Source organism: Pseudarthrobacter linnaei (assembly GCF_055412825.1).
The window spans coordinates 176,729-196,662 of sequence record NZ_JBVAYX010000003.1 but is presented as its reverse complement, the minus strand read 5'-3'; the positions used below and the strand labels follow the sequence as shown (position 1 = coordinate 196,662).

General features: G+C 66.4%; 14 protein-coding genes. 7 read left to right on the top strand and 7 right to left on the bottom strand.

Going from position 1 to position 19,934, the window contains the following annotated elements; all coding sequences use genetic code 11:
* Window positions 1-3,714: 3,714 nt before the first annotated feature.
* The 5 genes from trxA to ACZYZ3_RS04670 all read right to left on the bottom strand — a co-directional run bounded on the left by trxA (window position 3,715) and on the right by ACZYZ3_RS04670 (window position 9,659).
* Window positions 3,715-4,041 (bottom strand): thioredoxin, encoded by a 327-nt coding sequence (trxA, locus tag ACZYZ3_RS04690; RefSeq protein ID WP_282378867.1) that lies wholly within the window; start codon window positions 4,039-4,041, stop codon window positions 3,715-3,717.
* A 36-nt stretch (window positions 4,042-4,077) separates the two neighbouring features.
* Window positions 4,078-5,034 carry a thioredoxin-disulfide reductase gene (gene trxB / locus ACZYZ3_RS04685; RefSeq protein WP_463962669.1) on the bottom strand — a complete coding sequence of 319 codons (957 nt, stop codon included), beginning with the start codon at window positions 5,032-5,034 and terminating at the stop codon, window positions 4,078-4,080.
* A gap of 179 nt (window positions 5,035-5,213) precedes the next feature.
* On the bottom strand, window positions 5,214-6,821 hold the full coding sequence (locus ACZYZ3_RS04680) for an ABC transporter substrate-binding protein (RefSeq protein WP_463962668.1): 1,608 nt from the start codon (window positions 6,819-6,821) through the stop codon (window positions 5,214-5,216).
* Window positions 6,822-6,994: 173 nt separating this feature from the next.
* On the bottom strand, window positions 6,995-9,040 hold the full coding sequence (gene murJ, locus ACZYZ3_RS04675) for a murein biosynthesis integral membrane protein MurJ (RefSeq protein WP_463962667.1): 2,046 nt from the start codon (window positions 9,038-9,040) through the stop codon (window positions 6,995-6,997).
* Between the two features lie 70 nt (window positions 9,041-9,110).
* Window positions 9,111-9,659: an NUDIX hydrolase gene (locus ACZYZ3_RS04670; RefSeq protein WP_370871156.1), complete on the bottom strand. Its 549-nt coding sequence runs from the start codon at window positions 9,657-9,659 to the stop codon at window positions 9,111-9,113.
* Between the two features lie 171 nt (window positions 9,660-9,830).
* On the opposite strand from ACZYZ3_RS04670, the gene ACZYZ3_RS04665 reads away from it, so the two are divergent.
* The 5 genes from ACZYZ3_RS04665 to ACZYZ3_RS04645 all read left to right on the top strand — a co-directional run bounded on the left by ACZYZ3_RS04665 (window position 9,831) and on the right by ACZYZ3_RS04645 (window position 15,729).
* Window positions 9,831-11,297 (top strand): CCA tRNA nucleotidyltransferase, encoded by a 1,467-nt coding sequence (locus ACZYZ3_RS04665; RefSeq protein ID WP_463962666.1) that lies wholly within the window; start codon window positions 9,831-9,833, stop codon window positions 11,295-11,297.
* Entirely contained in the window at window positions 11,298-11,882 is a 585-nt protein-coding gene (locus ACZYZ3_RS04660) for a histidine phosphatase family protein (protein ID WP_463962665.1), read from the top strand.
* Between the two features lie 645 nt (window positions 11,883-12,527).
* The gene (locus ACZYZ3_RS04655; protein WP_463962664.1) at window positions 12,528-12,668 is read left to right on the top strand and encodes a hypothetical protein; all 141 of its coding nucleotides are present in this window, start codon (window positions 12,528-12,530) and stop codon (window positions 12,666-12,668) included.
* A gap of 159 nt (window positions 12,669-12,827) precedes the next feature.
* On the top strand, window positions 12,828-14,297 hold the full coding sequence (locus ACZYZ3_RS04650) for a glycosyltransferase family 87 protein (protein ID WP_463962663.1): 1,470 nt from the start codon (window positions 12,828-12,830) through the stop codon (window positions 14,295-14,297).
* Complete coding sequence (locus ACZYZ3_RS04645; RefSeq protein ID WP_463962662.1) at window positions 14,290-15,729, top strand: phytoene desaturase family protein; 1,440 nt, start codon at window positions 14,290-14,292, stop codon at window positions 15,727-15,729. Before ACZYZ3_RS04650 ends, ACZYZ3_RS04645 begins: the two co-directional genes overlap by 8 nt.
* A 27-nt stretch (window positions 15,730-15,756) precedes the next feature.
* On the opposite strand, the gene ACZYZ3_RS04640 is transcribed toward ACZYZ3_RS04645, so the two are convergent.
* Both ACZYZ3_RS04640 and ACZYZ3_RS04635 read right to left on the bottom strand, forming a co-directional pair.
* A complete protein-coding gene (locus tag ACZYZ3_RS04640; RefSeq protein ID WP_463962661.1) occupies window positions 15,757-16,458 on the bottom strand; it encodes an ABC transporter ATP-binding protein in 702 nt (233 codons plus the stop codon).
* A gap of 60 nt (window positions 16,459-16,518) precedes the next feature.
* Window positions 16,519-17,613, bottom strand: a complete 1,095-nt coding sequence (locus ACZYZ3_RS04635) for an ABC transporter permease (protein ID WP_463962660.1) — start codon at window positions 17,611-17,613, stop codon at window positions 16,519-16,521.
* A gap of 186 nt (window positions 17,614-17,799) precedes the next feature.
* Between ACZYZ3_RS04635 and ACZYZ3_RS04630 the strand changes: the two genes are divergently transcribed.
* Window positions 17,800-19,170, top strand: coding sequence for a sensor histidine kinase (locus ACZYZ3_RS04630; RefSeq protein ID WP_463962659.1), 1,371 nt, complete (start codon window positions 17,800-17,802; stop codon window positions 19,168-19,170).
* Complete coding sequence (locus tag ACZYZ3_RS04625; protein ID WP_463962658.1) at window positions 19,167-19,823, top strand: response regulator transcription factor; 657 nt, start codon at window positions 19,167-19,169, stop codon at window positions 19,821-19,823. The genes ACZYZ3_RS04630 and ACZYZ3_RS04625 overlap by 4 nt, the downstream gene beginning before the upstream one ends.
* Window positions 19,824-19,934: the final 111 nt, after the last annotated feature.

Genomic DNA, 19,934 nt, shown 5'->3' with positions numbered 1-19,934 from the left:
TTGATTGCAGGGTAGATGCGGCATTGATGCGGCGTGGACCGGCACCACACAGGCAGGTTCGGGGCCGGGAAGCCTTCGGGGCTCTTGACGGACCTCCAGGGGCTCCTTCCGCCGGAGTAAGTCTGGCCCGATCCTAGGGATGGGTAGCAGCAAAGCAGCCACTGCTGTCCCCTTTAGAAGAGGCGGCCCGCTTGGTAAGCACTTTGGGATCAGACCGGATCCTGTCTGATTCCGATGCCACATCCCATCGGCGGGGTCATGCTGGGAGTATGACTCAGCACCGGCATCGGCGGGCGGTCCCTATCGGGTGTCGGGTGCCGGTGTTGAGTGGAGTTGGCTGGGGGCCTGGGAGGTCTTCGACTCCATCCAGGCAGCCGGATGGTGAGCTCCCCCAGGGAAGATGTTCCGAGCTGAGCTGAGATCCATCAGCGAGGCTCAACCGGATCGCCCTGGCGTCCAACGACGGAGCATCAGCGTGGAAGGCATGGATCATGCCCCAATTGGCTGGCCCTCGCTGCGCCAACCCTCGGTTCTTGTTGCGGCAAGTGTGGCGCGGCTTGTCTAAGTGCGCAACGGCCGACTGATCCGGCGCTTCCAGCGATGAGGATGCAGTGCCAGGGGCGGCGACCTGGCGGTGGACCGGCCCAAATGTGGTGTCTTGAACGCGCCCGGGCGTGGATATCGCGGTGGATACTGCTGTGGATAACTTTGTTGATTATGTGACCGCGACGTTCGAGCGGACTCCCGGCGACCGGGCGGATGGTGGGTCGCTGACCAGCGGAGCCATCTTTCCCGCGACTGGCGTTGGGGCCGTTTCACGTGAAACAATCACCGCCCCGGAGCAGTGCCTTCATTCACGCGCGGCTGTGCCCTCAAAATCCCCCGCGCGCGGTTCATTTTTGGTGCAATTGTGCGGGGTTTGCCGGAATTCGGCATATCGCGATCGTATCGCCGGTGACGGACCTCAGGCCCAAGGAGCGCTGTAAACCACGGGTCCAGATGGCAGGGACGGACCTAACCTCCCATCGCGGTGCAGGACCCCGTATAGGGGCTGTGACAAATCACTCAGAGCCTGTGGATAACAATGTGCATAACAGCTGTGGACAAACTTGTGAGTAGTGACGATCGGAGATCCTGCCGGGCCGTTTGCGGTGAACCCCGATACCCCCATTTCCAGCCACAATCATCGGCAGGAGCGTCCTCCCACACGCCTCAGCGTAGCGACAAGATAGCGGCTGGCCAGCCCTTCCCCATCTTGTGTTGCTTCATACTGGCCCGCTGCCGACGAGGACCCAGGGGTACGGTTGGCTGAGCTGCCGGATTGACCGGACGCCAGTGGAAGTCCGAAGTGGGCCTTTGAGAGCTCGCTACGCCGTTTACATCTCTGGCGGCAACACGAACGCTCTGGGCCGGGCAGGGACTATCCCGGAAATGCCACGTGCTCGGGCGGAGGCGTCCTGCACCAAATCTCTTCCTGCACTGCGTGTAGATCACAGGCGAACGGCTACAGGATATGGGTCACCGGGCATCGGCCCGGCGTCATCAGGCGCGGCCCTACGTGCCGTTACGCTGTGTGGCCTAAGCAACACTTTCTCTGGATGTACCCCGGAAATCTCTCGAGGCGGACACTGCCAGAACGCGGCGCCACATCCGTTACAGGGCCTCCCTATCCGAACCAGGAAGTAATTCCCCTGGCAGGTGAGTTCCCGTGCTTCGCTTGTTGAGTGGGAGCTGCGGAACCAGCCGGTGTTCGGTTTTCTCTGCAACGTGTTGTTTGCCGCGTGGCGAGGGCACCGGAGCAGTCGATGGACCGGGTATCGGGTGGTTGCTGCCCGGTGGAATATCCCTGCCAGACTCACCTGGGGCAGTCGTCCGCGGCGAAGCGGAGAGTGGCCACAACACCGGAGGAGGAGCTACGGAGCTACCGGCCAGTTCCGGAAAAGCAGATCCCGGCCCAGAGGCCGGCTGCGGTGTGCTTCAGGATTTCAATGAAGGTGGCAATCGGAGATCTGTCGGCCTGACGCCCGGGATCTTCGGTGTGCCCCGGCACAGTGCTCTCTAAACTCTGGGACGATCGCCTGTACCGCCTGCCGCGGCATCGGCGGGGGGTCTGTGTGCGGCTCACCGCCGCGGTAGCGCGGTGTGGAAGCCTTCAGGGCGGTCCCGGGCGAATGAGTCCCTGGTCTGCCGGGAACTCCTCTATTGATCTGACAGTGGCGCTGGCCGGGCGGATTCAGATACGTAGTGTTTCACGTGAAACGCACAACTGACATCTGTATGGCCACGATTCGAGCCAAATCCAGCACCTCGATGGAAGTCCTGCCGGTGATGAACCGTCACAGCCCGGAACTCCGGGTGTCCTATCCGGCGGCAGTCTTGATTGGGCACCGCATCGGGAGCTCTTGGAAGGTCCTCAACGAAGAGAGATAGCGCACGACGGGACAGCCTCGGTTGTTCGCCGCAATGGTAATAGTCCGCCAGACTTGAGAGTTGGGTATCGAATCGCACGGTTTTAAGTTGCGCGGGGTAAACGCGTTCATTTTGCCGATTTCGGTCCGAATCGATACAAGTGAAACGCCTATCGAGCCCGCGGAGTGTGCGGTCCTATACCGAATTCTGTTGCACCTAAACTCCCCGCGTCTCTTGGGGTTTGGTCCCGCACTCAGCATGTTTCACGTGAAACGCGGCGGGTCTGCTGCATCTCCACCAGGGATCGGCGAGCCTGGGTGTCGGATGCAACGGAATTGTCGGAGTTGCACGGGCCGCTAGGGGACGTTTCACGTGAAACGCTGCCTGCTATTCCTGGGTGACCGGCACAACAGGTTGTCCCTCCGGGGCTTCAGAAAGTGCCCGTAGCCGCTCGTATCCGACTGTGGTGGATGTTCACGTGAACCGTCGGAACGAGCAGCGGGCCTCCTAGGCCTGCCGCCCCGGATTCTGGATACCCGGCCGTGTGCTCGTATCAGGGGTGCCGGAAGTCATTGGAGGCCACCAATTTGCCTGCGTCGCCACCTCGAGGGCCTTTCGCGAAGGTCACTGCCCAGGGCTCGGAACTGTTTCCCGGCCTACACCGGGCTAAGCTGGGAGCTTGGCGCGCTCAGGATTCGCACTCCGGAGCAGTAGACAGCCTGAGTCTCTGCGTGGCGTACAAGCGGCCTGCCAGCGGTGACGGGTATTCCGGCCCCTACGCCAGCGCGCTGCCGTTCCGGACCGTCACGCTGCTAGCTGTGGCTCCGGCCACGGCCCGGGTGGCTGCATGAACCAGGGTTGGAACAGCCTGACTTCGAAGCGGTGATTTCAAGGACAGGCGATCGTTCCGATGCCGATGTTTCACGTGAAACCAGGTAACCCCAGCCCGCTCCCCTATTGCAGACAAAAATCGTCTTGTCTGTTCAGGCGACCCGGGCCGCATTGTGTTTCACGTGAAACATGGGCTGATAGTGCCTGCCACTGGCCACCGGTATAGTGCACTCACGGTCTGGGCCGGGAGCGGCCCGGCAGGGGTCCGCGTGAACCGGACCATTTAGCCAGCGAAAACACCACATTGGGGTTGTTGAGACGGATTCAGTTCGGTGCTTGAACTCAGGGTGAGGTTAGATCCAACGCGCAGGGCCCTGCACCTTCCCACGTCACAAGAGAGTGGCCCCACTTCCTGCAGCGGAAGTGGGGCCACTTTGGCGCCCGGTCTGCACTGGGCACAGACCGGGACGGTACTTAGGACAATACGTCCGCGAATTCCTTCTCGAAGAACTGCTTGGGGCGGGCCCCGATGACGGTGCCCTTCACTTCCCCGTCCTGGAACAGGTAGACGGCGGGAATGGACGTGATGCCGTACTGCGCCGCGATCGCCGGGTTGTCGTCGACGTTTACCTTGACGACGTCCACTTTCTCGCTGTATTCCACGGAAATCTCGTCGAGGATCGGTCCGAGTTTGCGGCACGGACCGCACCACTCGGCCCAGAAGTCCACGATGACCGGCTTTGAAGAAGCCAATACGTCGGTGCCGAAACTAGCGTCTGTTACGTCTTTTGCGTTGCTCATGGCCCTGTCTCTTTTCGGTAGGTGGCTGCGCGCCGATTAGGCGTGGAAGTCTGCGAGGTAGTGCTCGACGTCGAGGGCGGCTACACAGCCGGACCCCGAAGCCGTGATGGCCTGGCGGTAGGTCGGATCGATGACGTCGCCAGCGGCGAAGACGCCCTTGATGCTGGTCTGCGAGGTGCGGCCTTCGACGGCAATTGTGCCCTCGGGAGTCAGGTCCATCTTGCCCTTGACGAGATCGGTGCGCGGATCGTTGCCGATCGCCACAAAGACGCCGGTGACGGCGAGCTCTGTCTCGGTGCCGTCCAGGAGGTTCTTCAGCCGGAGACCGGTGACCTTGTCCTGGCCAAGGACATCCTCGACGCCGGTGTTCCACACGAAGCTGATTTTCTCGTGGGCCAGGGCGCGGTCGGCCATGATCTTGGAGGCACGCAGGGCGTCGCGGCGGTGGACGACGGTGACGGACTTCGCAAACTTGGTGAGGAATAGTGCCTCTTCCATGGCGGAGTCACCGCCGCCGATCACGGCGATGTCCTGGCCCTTGAAGAAGAAACCGTCGCAGGTTGCACACCAGCTGACTCCGTGCCCGGAGAGACGCTTCTCGTTCGGCAGGCCGAGCTCACGGTAGGCGGAACCGGTCGAGAGGATGATGGAGCGGGCCCGGAAGATCTCCCCTGAACCGATGGTGACGGTCTTGATGTCGCCGTCGAGTGCCAGTTCGGTAACGTCCTCAAACTGGATTTCGGTGCCGAACCGTGCGGCCTGCTTCTCGAAGTTTTCCATCAGGTCCGGGCCCATGATTCCATCCGGGAAGCCCGGGTAGTTTTCGACGTCAGTCGTGTTCATCAGCTCGCCGCCGGCCGTTACCGATCCGGCCAGGAGCAGCGGCTTCAGGTTGGCGCGCGCCGTGTACACCGCGGCCGTGTAGCCCGCAGGGCCGGAGCCTACGATGATGACATCACGTACTTCGGACGCGGTGTTTTCTGCGTTGCTCACTTAGCGGTGAACCTCTTCCTTTGTCGATGCGCCCGCCTGGATGGCCGGCCACATGGCACAACTACCTCTTGGTGCTGAATATTCCGGTCGGACTAGGGCATCACCGGAGGACACCGTCACTCAGGATACCGTCCTGCGCACCGAGGACCGCCGGGAAACTGCCCTGATGACCGGCCCTGCTACTGGACCTTGATCTCGGCCAGACGCAGCCCAAACCCGTAGCGGGTCTTCGGGGCCGCCAGCTTAGGCAGGGTCTTGATGGAGACGATGACATATTCAGCGGTGGTGGGTTCCTGCAGGGGCATCGTCAGATCCGGGGAGGTGAAGCTGTTACTGCCAACCTGCTTGGCACCGTCCAGGGACGGACGGTTGTTGGTGTAGACGCTGATGCTGCCGCCGGACGCCCCCAGTTGGCTCAGCGTCACCGAGGAGACCTTGGCGGGGCTCTCGAGCTTGACGACGAGCGGAACCTCGGTGGTCAGGCCTCCCCAGTTGTCCGTGGCGAATTCCATGTCGGACCAGTAGCTTGCGGCATTGCCGTCAAAGGTCTTGACCAGGTCACCGTCATAGGTGCCGGCGAAGTCGAAGTTGCCTAGCCGCGTGACGTCCTCGATGGCGGGCGGACCGGAGGCCGGGGCGGCGCTGGCGGTACCTGACGGATTTGCCGACGTCGGACCGGGCGCGCTGGCTGACGTAGTGCCGCCTGCGATGGGCGCAGGAGTGGTCGTGAAGAGACTGCCGAGATTGGTCACGGCCAGAACCAGGCCGACCACGAGGACCGCGGCCAGCAGGCCGCCAACCAGCCAGCGCATGGAGCGGGGCTCGCGCTGAGGTTCCTCGTCCTTGCCGTAGTACTCATCATCTGCCGCGGAGTCGCTGTTCCGGGCCGAGCCCGGGAAGACCCGGGGGGCGCGGTCGGCGGAGGCACTCCCGGCCGCAGCGGCAGATGCCGGTGTCTGGCCCTCCTGGGAAGTCCGCTCGCTGTCGGCGGCGGGATGTTCGTAGTCGTCGTTTGACCACAGCGAGACCTTGGGTGTTTCCGCAGGAGTCGGCGGAGCGGAGTCACGTGCAGCGGGCTTCGGGGAGCCTCCCTGGACCGGCTGGGGAGCCGTCACGTGGGGGGCGGCCGCCTGGGGCGCGGTGGCGGGGGACGTCGGGCCGGGTGACGCGGCCGCTGCGGCTCCGCCGTCGGCGGCGCCCCCAGCCAGTCCAGCGCCGCCAGCCAGCCCCGCGGCACCGGCTGCGCCGGCGGCAGGGGGCAAGGATGCCGGACGCAAGGGCGGGCGGGCCGGGGAAACCGGTGGCTTGGCCTTTTGCACCGGCGCGGCGGGCTTCTGGTTCTGCCCGTAGTTGATGTACCCCGCATCTACCTCTTCTTCGTCGTAGAGGCCGTCGTAGGTTTCGGGCTCGTGGGATCGCGGCTGACCGAAGATTTCACTGCCCAGCGTGTCCGTGAAGAACGGCTCGACGTAGGGCGGGTGGGACGATACCACCAGGTCCAGCAGGTCAGCGGCCGAGGTGTGGTTGGTGATGAGGTAGGTCGTGTCTTCACTGACCCCCAGATCGAGGATCTGTACGTGGCCGGGTCGTTCCCCTGTGGCGACTTCGCGGGCGCTTTGGGCCACCTGATTGGCGTTGTCGGGGCCGGCCACGAGGATGCTCACGGCACGGTTGAGCACCTGGTCCACACCGTCCAGCACCAGATCCTGGTCATGTGAGGTCAGTACAGTGGCTGTGACCTTGTAACGGCCACCTAGTACTGATCCGACATCGATCGGGTGGGACACGGGCTCCTCCTAGACTGTCCGGGGGCTGCCGAGCTGATCACTTCATCAGTGACCGCAGGCCGTCCGGTAAAGCCGGTGGACCTCTGGTCTGCAACTCCCCTTGTTAGTCTTTGATCCTAGCCGATGCGCCGGTCCCGGCCACGGAAGCACGGCGCCGGGGACCCGGCCGGTTACTATTTTTTCTTCTTGCCCCCGAACGGGAAATAGGGGTTGTGCCCCGCGGGGCCCTGATAGGTACGGCGCCCGGGCAGGGGAACATCGCCGCCCAGGCCTCCCTCCGCGGTGCCGGGCAGATCCTCGGCGGGGAGGTAGCCGCCTTCCGGTCCGGAGCGGCCGGACCGTTCGTCCTGTTCGGACAGGTCGGGCCCGGCTCGGAAGGAGGCGGCGTCGAATTCCCCGGAAATCCTTGGAATGAGTCCGGTATCCACCGCGACAGTGGCGCGTTCCGGCCTCGGATGGGCTGCAGCGGCGCCGTCAGGAAGCGTCCCGGCGGAGGGCTCCGCAGCCGACCGGCGGCGCAGGCGCCCCAGCAGCGGCTGCAGCAGGTCGCTCAGCTCGGTTACCCGGAAGAGCTTCAGCAGGAGCAGGTAGGCCGCCAGCATCACGGGCCCGACGACGACAATCGTCACCAAAGCCGCGGCGGGGTTGCTCCAGGCGAAGCCGTCCCGGCTGTAGCTGCCCATCAGCCATAAAGCCACGGCACCGGCCAGGGCGGAACCCAGCGCGGCGTAGCCCATCCGGATGTAGGCGTTGGCGATCCGCGGTCCGTCCAGGTGTCCCAGGAGCCGGCGCAGGAAGATCGCGCTGACGATCACGGACAGGATATTGCCGCCGGTGTAGAGGACGGCGATGGCGAAGATGATCTGATCGAACGGCAGGAACTGGATGGTGAAGGCGGCAACCACGTTCACGAGGGCCAGCACCAGCTGGATGAAGAACGGTGTCCGGGCGTCCTCGTTGGCGTAGAACACCCGGGACATCATGAAGTTGGCGCTCATGAACGGTGTGCTGAGGGCCAGGATGGTCAGCGTCTGGGCCAGCATGACGCCGTCCTGGGGCACCCCGCCGGAGAAGAACATGCCCAGCGGTCCGGCCAACGCGAACAGGGCCAGGGCTCCGAACACGGTGGCCACCGCCATGGTCCTGAGCCCGTGGGAGAGTGCGCTGCGCAGCGCGGCATGGTCCCCGTCCTGCGAGGCCCGGGTCATCCGGTTGAACAGCACGGTGGCGAGCGACAGCGCAATGATCGAATGCGGGAGCAGATACAGCTGGCTTGCCACTTCCAGCACGGCGTTGCCCGGCAGCGTGTCGGCGGCCGGGTCCCCGGCCTGGTCCAGCCGGAGCCGTTCCGCGCCCGGTATCGTGGCGATGCGCATGACGTAGAGGAAGGCCAGCTGCCCGACGGCGGCCGTAGCCAGGGTCCAGACGCTCAGCCTGGCGGCCTGGCCCAGGCCGACCCCGCGCCAGCCGAAGCGCGGCCGCAGCCCGAGCCGGAGCCGGAGGACCGGGACCAGCAGGATGGCGGTCTGTGCGATGACACCGATGGTGGAGAATCCGGCCACCAGGAAGGTTTGGGTGGAGCCCCAGGTGTCCAGGGTGTGGGGGTTGGCCGCGTTGGCGCCGAAGGTCCAGATGAACATGCCAAGGCCCGCGATCGCGACAATATTGTTCAGGATCGGCGCCCACATCGCGGGCCCGAACGCGCCGTGGGCGTTGAGCACCTGGGTCAGCAGGGCGTACAGCCCGTAGAAGAAGATCTGCGGAAGGCACAAGAACGCGAAGGACACTGCGAGGGCCTTCTGTTCCGGGGAGTATCCCTGTGTCGTCAGCTCAATGACCCACGGCGCCAGCAGCGTTACTGCCAGCGTGAGCGTCAGCAGCACCAGCACGGCGAGCGTCAGCAGCCGGCTGATGTAGTCCGCCCCCTTGTCCGGAGCCTTGCTGGCCTTGATGATCTGGGGCACCAGGACGGCATTGAAGACGCCGCCTGCCACCAGCAGGAAGATCAGGTTCGGCAGGTTGTTCGCGTTGATGAACGTGTCATTGACCGTGGAGCCCAGCCCGAGGGCGGCCGCCAGCATCCAGGTCTTGGCGAAGCCCAGGAAACGCGAGACGAGCGTTCCCGCAGCCATGATGGCGCTGGAACGGACTTCTCCGGATTGGACGGCTTGGGAATCGGCGGGGCCGGAGTGCGCGGGGGTGGGTTTGGCTGATGACATCGTCTTCATCGTCTCACCCGGGCACGGCTTTAGCCGCCATCCGCGGCCGTTAAGGGGGGATTGTGTGGGCCTAGCGGTGTTCCGGCAGGACTTCTTTGGCGAGGTCGGCGATGCGGCGTTCGTTCGGGAAGGAGAGCTTCCGGGCCAGCTCAAGGATGGGGACCCAGGCGACGTCCACGGCTTCCTTGTCCGGATCGTTCTCGATCGTCAGTTCCCCGCCCGTGGCCTGCAGCAGGTAGTGGTGGACGGTCTTGTGGACGCGGTGGCCGCTGACCGTGAACCAGTAGTCGATGCTTCCCAGCGGTGCGAGGATCTTGCCCTCGATGCCGGTTTCCTCCGCGATCTCCCGCACGGCTGCTTCCTCGTTGCTTTCCTTGCCTTCCGGATGGCCCTTGGGCAGGCACCATTCCAACCGCCCGCCGCGGTTAAGGCGGGCAATGATCGCAACCCGGAGTTCGCCGTCGGAAGTGTCCACTACAACGCCGCCGGCGGAGATTTCCTCCACCGTGGGGAGGGAGGCCTGTCCGGAGTGCTGCACCGGCGCGACATTGGCACCGATTGCCGACGGCAACGGTGCGTTTGTCCTCCTGCCGGGAGCGCTCGGTACGGGATGGGCCATGAAGTCCACTCTAACGACTCTTGTCCGCACTTGATGACCTAAACATGGCAGGAAAGTGGACGGCCGGGAAAGTGGATCGCCCGTTCCGTCCCTTAGGTTCGGTGCCAGCGGCCGGACTTGGGGAGCATTCGGTGTGGTGCTGGCCGGGATTTCTGACAAGCTTAAGGAACTATGGCGCACGCACATCACGAGACTGACCCGCACACTGTTGATTTCCAGGTAGACCCGGTGGTCCTGGAACTGGGGCAGCGGTTTGTCGACGCCGGCCACGAACTCTCCCTGGTGGGCGGGCCCGTGCGCGACCTGTTCCTGGGCAGGGTGTCCCCCGACCTGGACTTCACCACCGACGCCACCCCGGACCAGACGGTTGCCCTGATCAGGAAGTGGGCTGACAACTACTGGGAAATCGGGCGCGCCTATGGCACCATCGGGATGCGCAAGGCCGGCTTCCAGATCGAAATCACCACCTACCGCGCCGAGGCGTACGATCCCGACTCCCGCAAACCCGCGGTGGCGTTCGGAACATCGCTGACGGATGACCTGCTGCGCCGGGACTTCACCATCAACGCCATGGCCCTGCGCCTGCCCGCGCTGGAGCTCGTGGATCCCTTCGGCGGGGTCCGCGACCTCCACGCCTCCATCCTCGCCACCCCGGGGGCGCCGGAATCCTCCTTCTCCGACGATCCGCTGCGCATGATGCGTGCCGCCCGCTTCGCGGCGCAGCTGGGGATCACGGTGCACCAGGACGTCCGCTCGGCGATGTCCCGGATGGCGGAGCGGATCACCATGATCTCCGCGGAACGGGTCCGCGAGGAGATGGTCAAGCTCATTTGCGCGGCGCACCCCCGGGCCGGGGTGGACCTGCTCGTGGACACCGGATTGGCAGACTTCGTGCTGCCCGAGGTCTCCGCGCTGCGCCTCGAATCGGATGAGCACCACCGGCACAAGGACGTGTATCAGCACTCCCTCCAGGTCCTGGAGCAGGCCGCAGCGCTCGAAACGGATGCCGACGGTGCGGTGCCCGGTCCGGACTTTGTGCTGCGGTTCGCGGCCCTGATGCACGACGTCGGGAAGCCGGCCACGCGCCGCTTCGAACCCGGCGGCGCGGTGAGCTTCCGGCACCACGACATGGTCGGATCCAAACTGACGACAAAACGGATGAAGGCGCTGCGCTTCGACAACGACACCATCAAGGCTGTGGCCAAGCTGGTGGAACTGCACATGCGCTTCTACGGCTACGGCGAAGCAGGCTGGAGCGATTCGGCCGTCCGCCGCTATGTCACCGACGCCGGTCCGCTGCTGGAACGGCTGCACCGGCTGACCCGTTCGGACGTGACCACCCGCAACCAGCGCAAGGCCGAGCGGCTCGCCTTCGCCTACGACGATCTCGAGGCCCGGATCGCGGCCCTGCGGGAGCAGGAATCACTGGAAGCGGTCCGCCCGGACCTCGACGGCGGGAGGATCATGGAGCTCCTGGGACTCAAGCCCGGCCCCGCCGTCGGCCGAGCCTACAAATTCCTGCTGGAGGAACGGATGGAGCACGGCCCGCTGGAACCCGCCGTCGCCGAGGCCAAACTGCACGAATGGTGGGCTGCACAGCCCGAGTCCGCCGTCGTACTCTCAACTGAGGAGTCCTAAGTGATTGCAGCTTCCAACGCTCCCCGCCCGCAGCTGTGGATCCTGCGGCACGGCGAAACGGAGTGGTCCAAGAGCGGCCAGTACACAGGCCTCACCGACCTCCCGCTCACCGTGGAGGGGGAGCAGCAGTCCGTGGAGGCACGCAAAATGCTCGACGCCGTCGACTTCGACCTGGTGCTGACGTCCCCGCTGCGGCGGGCACGCCGGACCGCGGAACTCGCCGGCTTCCCCGACGCCCAGCTGGAGCCGCTCGCTGTCGAGTGGGACTACGGAGACTACGAGGGCATCAGCTCGGACCTCATCCGCAAGGACAACCCGGAATACCTGATCTGGACCCACGGGGTGCCGAACGGCGAAGGCCTCGATGACGTCGCCGCGCGCGCCGACAAGATTGTGGCGCGGGTCCTGGAATCCGGCCTGGACAACGTGCTCATCGTGGCCCATGGACACTTCTCCCGGATCCTCACCGCCCGGTGGCTGGGGCTCGATCCCCATGAGGGGCGGCACTTTATCCTTGGAACCGCGAAAGTCTGCACGCTCGGCTGGGATAAGAAGACCCCGGCAGTGGTCCGCTGGGGACTGTAATCAGGATTTAGAGAACAACTTCAAGAAAGTTTATGAATACGGTAGTCAAATGCTGCATTTCTGGTGTATTTTTATTTCTGACCCCAGGGCGTCCTGCCGGGGTCGAGGCGCGCGTCGCCCGGCCGGTCGGCGGGAGCCACGGCATAACAGAAAAGGAGGTTGGGATAAATGATTACTTTGACTAGCGGATGGATGTACTTCGCCGCCACCCCGGCCTCCGACGCTGCACCGCGCCCAGATTTCGGCCCGACTGCCTCCTGACCCTTCCGGCCGCGCCCAGGTCTTAGACCTGGGAAGCGGAGCCAGGGCGATGCCGGCACTCCCCTTCCCGGAAGTTCCGTGACAGTGGACTGACCAGGCCGAACCACGCGGTTGCGCAGCCTCCCCAAAGTTCGGAACCCAGCTTCCTGTTGGGGTTGCGGGCAGCCTGCGTCCAAGGGCCTCCTTCCGCTTTTGCGAAACCGTTTAATTAGCGCCGGGCATTTCCTTGTCCAATTACGGTCATTTCTTCCTCAATTCACAGAGGCCTTAATTGGCATGCCCAATTACCCCCGTTCCCGCAGTACCAATGAAAGGCCCACCGTGACAATTGCCAGCACCACAGCCCGACCACAGAGCACGAGCCGGCGAAGGGAGGTGACCACCATGAAGCAGAAACTCCAGAGGATACTGCGCCGGGCCCTCAAACCGGCCCCACGGCGCACGACGTTGTTCAACGGACAACTCCTCGACCGGAACCGTGAAGACGTCTACGTCGTCATGCACCAGATTGGCCTCATCCGCTGATGCAGGTCCAGGCATCGAAGGAATAACTGATGACTGACATCGGAACTGATCCGCAAGGAGCCCACGCGGCGGCGCGTGGGCTCCCCCGTTTAAGCACCCGTTCAGCTGCCTGCCCGTCGCAGCACCGGCACCCGCAGCGGCCCCGGTAAGCTCGGGTTCATGCAGGAGACTAAGCCGCCGGAGCACCGCAGACGTGTCCGACTGGTCATTCCGAGCCGCAGCGACCCCCTGCTGAGGAACTTCACGGAGCTGATCGGTGGACCCATGGGCCGCCGCGCTGCCCCGGGCATCATCTCCCCCGGATTTTTCACCGTCGAACGCGTCCTGATCCTGCTGACCGTCCTGGCAGCCGTGGTCGGCATCCTGATCAAGTCCTTCTGCCGCGGCAATGGCTGGGAAACCCCGGGCCAGTTCTACGCAACCTGCTATTCGGACTTCCCGGAACTGTTCAGGAACCGCGGCCTCGGCGACGGCGCGTTCCCCTTCATTACGCAGGGGACGGTCTTCGAGTACCCCGTCCTCATGGGCTTCATCGCCGGTGCCACGGCCCTGCTGGTGCCCGGCGAGGGCGTCTCGGCCAGCCGCATCCTGGCCTACTTCGACGTCAACGCCGCCCTGATCCTGGCCGTCTGGATCGTCACGGTGCTCGCCACGGCACGGATGGCCCGCCGTCGGCCCTGGGACGCTGCCATGGTTGCGGTGGCCCCCGGCCTCATCTTGGCCGGCACCATCAACTGGGACATGTGGGCTGTTGGGCTGCTGGCCCTGGGCATGTATTGCTTCTCCCGGAACAAGCTCGTGCTGGCCGGGATCTTCATCGGGCTGGGTACCGCAACCAAGCTCTACCCGGTGCTGATTCTTGGCGCGGTCCTGCTCCTGGCCCTGCGCACCGGGAGGATCCGGGCGGTCCTGGTCACGGCCGGTGCGGCCGCCGCCGCATGGCTGGTCGTCAACATCCCGGTTGCCGCCGCCGACCCGGAAGGCTGGAAATACTTCTACCAGTTCACCGAGGACCGGCCGGCCGGCTACAGCTCGCCCTGGTTTGCCTACAACCTCGTCGCCGGCCGGCTGGGCTGGCTCCCCCTGCATCCCGAGGCAATCAACACCCTGGCCTTGAACCTCTTCGTGCTGGCCTGTGTGCTGATCGGCGCGCTGGCCCTGGCCGCGCCCCGGCGGCCCAGGCTCGCGCAGCTCGTCTTCCTGATTGTGGCGGCGTTCATCCTGACCAACAAGGTCTACTCACCCCAGTTCGTCATCTGGCTCATCCCGCTGCTTGCCCTGGCCCGGCCGCGCTGGCGCGACTTCCTGATCTGGCAGACCTTCGAGGCGTTGCACTGGGCAGCCGTCTGGATGTACCTCGGACAGGTGACGAGCGGCGGCGTCTCCCAGCACAATATTGATATGCCCTACTACGTCCTGGCCGTGGTCTTCCACATGATCGCCACCGGCTACCTCATGGCGAGGGTGGCCTGGGAGGTCTGGGACCCCAGCCACGATATGGTCCGCCGGTACGGGATGGATGATCCGCAGGCCGGGCCGTTCGAAGGGGCTCCGGACCGGCTGCGTGTAGACCTGCTGCGGCCCGCGGCTTCCGTGCTGCCCTGGCGGAAGGGGACCGCGGATGCCTGACGTCGCTGTCGTCGGATCAGGACCGAACGGGCTCGCCGCGGCGGTGACGCTCGCGCGCGCCGGACTGAAGGTGCACGTCTACGAGGCGGCGCCCACCCCGGGCGGTGGGCTGCGCACCACGGAACTCATGGAGACCGGCCACTTTCACGATGTTTGCTCGGCGGTGCACCCGATGGCCCTGGCGTCGCCGTTCTTCCGGGAGTTCGAGCTGTCCCGGCGGATCCGGCTTGAGGTTCCCCAGGTCTCCTACGGGACACCGCTGGACGGCGGCCGGGCGGCGCTGGCGTACCGCTCACTCGAGCGCACGGTTGCCGGCCTGGGACGCGATGGCCGCGCCTTCGGGCGGCTGATGGCCCCGCTCGTGCAGCGCGCGGAGGGCATCACGGACCTGACGCTGAACCAGCTCCTGCGGATTCCGCACGACCCGGTGGCGGCCGCCCTGTTCGGTGCCCGGGTCCTGGAGCAGGGCTCAGCGCTGTGGGGACTGCGGTTCCGGGAGGATCTGGCGCCCGCGCTGCTGACCGGGGTCGCCGCGCACGCGGTGGGGCAGCTCCCGGGCCCCGCTCCGGCTGGAGCCGGCCTCATGCTGGGGACCCTGGCCCACACGGTCGGCTGGCCCGTTCCGGTAGGCGGCTCCGCGGCGATCGCGCAGGCCATGGTGGCGGACATTGAAGCGCACGGCGGCGCGGTGGAAACCGGGGCCCGGATCGGATCCCTGGCGGAGCTGCCCCCGGTCCGCGCCACGCTGCTGGACGTCGCGCCGCCCGGGCTCCTGCGAATGGCGGAGGGCAGGCTCCCCGACCGCTACCGCCGCGCCCTTGAGTCGTTCCGGTTCGGAAACGGGGCCTGCAAGGTCGACTTCATCCTTTCCGGCCCGGTGCCGTGGGCGGCCCCCGGACTGGCCGACGCCGGCACGGTCCACGTGGGTGGCATCCGCGCGGAGATGGCCGAGGCGGAAAACCTCGTCGCCGCGGGGCGGCATCCGGAACGGCCCTATGTCCTGGTTTCCCAGCCATCGGGCTTCGACGCCGGACGGGCACCCGAGGGCCGGCACATCCTGTGGAGCTACTGCCACGTGCCGGCCGGATCCACTGTAGACATGGCGGAGGCTGTCACGGCCCAGCTGGAGCGCTTCGCCCCCGGATTCCGCGACCTCGTCCTCGGCCATCACGTGACGACAGCGGCTGAACTCGGCGCGTACAACGAGAACTACGTCGGCGGGGATTTCAGTGCCGGCCTGATGGACCTTCGCGGCATCATCAGGAGGCCTGTCCTAAGCCCGGTCCCCTGGCGGACCCCGCTGCGCGGCGTCTACCTCTGTTCCTCCTCCACCCCGCCGGGGCCCGGCGTTACCGGCATGCCAGGATTCCACGCCGCCAAATATGCTCTTCGGGACATATTCGGCCTCGGGGTGCCGTCCCTCCGGGTCTAGGGTTTCTGCCGTACCGTGCCTAACATCTCAGACCCGGGCAGGACTGACCGGCTGCAGGGCGGAGATCCTGCCATCACGCATGCTGGCGACCGTATCCGTCAGCGGGACGAAGCCGGTGTCGTGGGTGACCATAACCGTCGCCACGCCGAACTCGTCCGTGACCTGGCGTAGCAGCCGCACAATCGCCTCGCTGCGGCCATGGTCAAGGGCGGCTGTGGGTTCATCGACCAGCAGTACGGCAGGATCCCCCATCAGGGCACGGGCGATATTGACCCGCTGCCGCTGGCCGCCGGAGAGCTGGTGGGGCCGTTTCCCGGCTGCCGGGGCCAGCCCAACGAGATCCAGGAGCGCGGCGGCACGGACAGTGGCCGCCCTCGCCGGGCTGCCGCGCAGGTGGTCCCTGATCACCAGCTGCTCCAGAGCGGTCAGGGACGGCAGCAGGTTCGGCTGCTGGAAGATGATGCCGATCATGTCCCGGCGCAGGGACGTGCGCTGTGCCCCGGACAGTCCGCCGGCATCGATCCCGTCGATCATCACGAGCCCTGCCGTGGGCCGGACGAGAGTGGCGGCAACGGCCAGCAAGGAGGATTTCCCCGACCCGGAAGGTCCAACAAGGGACAGGAATTCCCCCCGGCCGAGCTTCAGGTTGACGTCGTCGAGCGCTTTGAGGGTGCCGTCGCCATCGGGGTACTCCAGGGTGACGTTGACGAGATGCAGGGCGGTGTTCACGGTGTATGCCTTTCATGGAATGTTTGGGTGCGGTGCGGTGCGGTGCGGTGCGGTACGGGGCTAGTTGCCGCCCAGAGCCAGCAGCGGATCGACCCGGGTGCTGCTCCGGACCGCCACGGCCGCGCCCGCCAGTCCGAGCACCACGATGCCCGCCACCGGCAGCAGGGTGGTCTGCGGGGTCAGCAGGAACGGGGCTGACCCGGCCGCGAGGACGCCGCCAGCCACGCCGGCGGCACCCCCGGCCGTGGCTCCGGCGAGGAGCACGAACGCCGCCTGGACCATGGCGTCCTTGAGGACGTAGCCGGAGGTCCCGCCGAGGGCCTTGAGGACCGCGATGTCCCGGGTGCGCTGCACTGTCCAGACCGTCAGGAATGCCACGATGACCAGGGCCGAGATCCCGTACAGGAACGCCTGCATGAGCAGCAGGGAGCCGTTTTCGCTTTTGTAGGATCCCAGGGCCTGGAAAGACCCGTCCCGGGTGGTGCTGACCGTCCCGGCCGCCGTGTTGGCGGCATCGGCGTCGAGCGTCTGTCCGTCGTCGGCGGTAACCGCGATGACGGTCGCGGCGGCATCAGTGCCGGTGACGTGGGCCAGCGTCCGCCAGTCACCGAGGGTGGTCCAGACAACTCCGGTGTGGGAGTACCACTGGTCCGGGACGACGGCCGAGACGGTCAGTTCGGTTCCGCCGACTGTGGCGGGGCTGCCGGCGCGCAGTTGGAGTTCCTCGGCGAGGCTGCTGCCGATCACGACCGTGCCCTCGGCGACAGGGGCAGGCGCCAGGCCGGTGCCGTCGGTGCCGAAGACTGCCACGCTGGCCGTCCCGGAAGGGGTGCCTGCGGGGCCGATCGCCTGGAACCGGCTCTGGCTGATGCCCAGCAGTTCGGCGTGGGCCACGCCGTCCCGGGAGGCCCACTCTGACTGCTGCCCGCGGGTGACCTCGGACCCGGTAAAGGATGCCTTGGCGCTGTCGCCGGCGGGGGCTCCGAAGACGATCTGGTCCGCGGGGAGTGCGGCGAGGGCCGATGTCGACTGGTTGCCCAGGCCGGCGGTGAGTCCGGAGAGCAGCACGAGCAGGAGGGTGATGAGTGCGACGACTCCGCCCATCAGAATAAAGCGTCCTTTGGCGAAGCGGAGGTCGCGGAGAGCGAGATACATGGCAGTCCTTTTCGGGGGTTGGTGGCCGTGTTCCAAGCCTCCCGCTGCGCCGCGTCGCCGGCATCGCCCGCCCGGTGGGGACTGCGGGCCGGAGTGGTTGACCCGCGGGTCAACCAAAAGGTTGATAGTGGCCCGGCGGCAGGCAGTTCGACCGGAATCGGCCCGCCCCGGCACTACGCTGAAAGCATGGATGACATGGCCCGCAGCGGCCCGGCAGGGTCCGCCACCGCCGGCACGCCGGATGCCGCGGTGATACTGCGCGTCCTGCGGGTGTGCCTGCACAGCGGCTTCGCAGTCCTGCTCCTGGTTGCCGTGGTGCGGCTGGCGGGCACGGGGCTGCAGGGCACGGGCTGGCTCGCCCTGGGCCTGGCGCTGATTCTTGCCGCCGTCTACGTGCTCGGCACCGTCCTGGAGAAACGGCATTCCACGGATCCGTCCCGGTTCGATCCGCGGCCGTCTGCGCGCCTTTGGCTGGCGGCCGTCTGCCTGCTCTGGCTGCTGTTGATCTGGGCCAGCGCCGACTTCGTCTGGCTGGCTTTCCCGCTCTTCTTCCTGCAGCTGCAGGTACTGCCGCTGCGGCTGGCGCTGCCGGCGATCGCGCTGAGCACGGTGCTGGTCATCATGGCGCTGTGGTTCCACAATTCCGGAGCGGACGGCGGCGCCCTGCAGCTGCCGATGGTGCTGGGACCGGCGTTCGGGGCGGCCTTTGCGGTGGTCACCGGCCTGGCGTACCGGGCGCTGTATCTGGAAGCCGAAAAACAGCGGCTCGCCGCCGAGGAGCTGCGCCGCACCCGCGCCGAGCTTGCCCGCAGCCAGCACGACGCCGGCACGCTGGCCGAGCGGGCACGGCTGGCCCGCGAAATCCACGACACCCTGGCCCAGGGTTTCTCCAGCATCGTGCTGATGGGCCGCTCGGCGGAAAAGTCCCTCGATGACGGGGACACCGCCACGGCCCGGGACCGGCTCCGGACGGTCCAGCAGACGGCCTCGGCCAATCTGGCCGAGGCGCGAAACTTTGTCCGCGGCCTGCAGCCCCCCGCCCTTGCGGAGGATACCGACGAGAAGTCAGGGGAGACTTCGGTGGAGACCCTGGCGGGGAGTCCACCGGAGGATCCCCTGGTCAACAGCCTGCGCCGGCTCTGCGAAAAGACCGAAACAGAGGCGGCCGCCCGCGGGACCCGGCTGCGCTGCCGCTTCGACCTTGAGGGAACCCCGGTGGACCTGCCCAACCCGTACCGCACCACCTTGCTGCGGGCCGCGCAGTCAAGCCTCGCGAACGTGTGGGTGCACGCCCAGGCAGGCACCGCCGTCGTGACCCTGTCCTTCCTGGGCAGCGAAGTGGCGATGGACATTTATGACGACGGCGCGGGCTTCGACCCCTTGGCGGTCACGGGCACCGCCGGGCGCCCCGACGGCTCGGGCTACGGGCTCAAATCGCTTCGGGAACGGGTGGCCGCGCTTTCCGGCAGCCTGGACATCGAATCCGCCCCCGGCGAAGGCACGGTGGTGGCCATCCGGCTCCCGCTCGGGGACTCCCCGGCAGGGAACCGGGCGTGAACGACATCCGCGTCCTGCTGGTGGACGACCACCCGGTGGTCCGTGCCGGGCTGCGGGCCATGCTGGCAGATTTCGAGGGCCTCACCGTCGTCGCCGAGGCGGCCGACGGCGGCGCAGCCCTCGCCGAGCTGTCCCGGCTCCGCACCCTCGGCGAGCCGGTCGACGTCGTCCTGATGGATCTGCAGATGGGCGCCGGCATGGACGGCGTCACGGCGACCGGCAGGATCAAGGCGGGCGAGGCCGGCCAGCCGGCCCCGCCCGTGCTCATCCTCACCACCTATGACTCCGACGCCGATATCCTCGCTGCGGTGGAAGCCGGAGCGAGCGGCTACATGCTCAAGGACGCCCCGCCGGAGCAGATCCGCCAGGCGGTGCTCGCCGCGGCGGCCGGCCAGACCGCGTTGGCCCCCGAGGTGGCCGCCCGGCTGATGGGGCGGATCCGCAATCCCGAACCGGCCCTGTCCGTGCGCGAAATCCAGCTGCTGGAGCTGCTGGCCACCGGACTGGGCAACCGGGCCATCGCGAAGCAGCTTTTTATCTCCGAGGCAACGGTCAAGACCCACCTGGTACACATCTACGGCAAGCTCGGTGTGGACAACCGCACCGCGGCGATCTCCGTGGCCGCGCAGCGCCGGATCATCCGGCGCTTCTGAGCCCGGCCGCCTCCGTCGCGCTCTTTCCCGGTTGCCCTCCTTCTAAGATGCCCTCCTTCCCAGTTACCCGGTGCCAGCGGCGTGGCAGGCTGCGGCGGACTCCCGGAATTG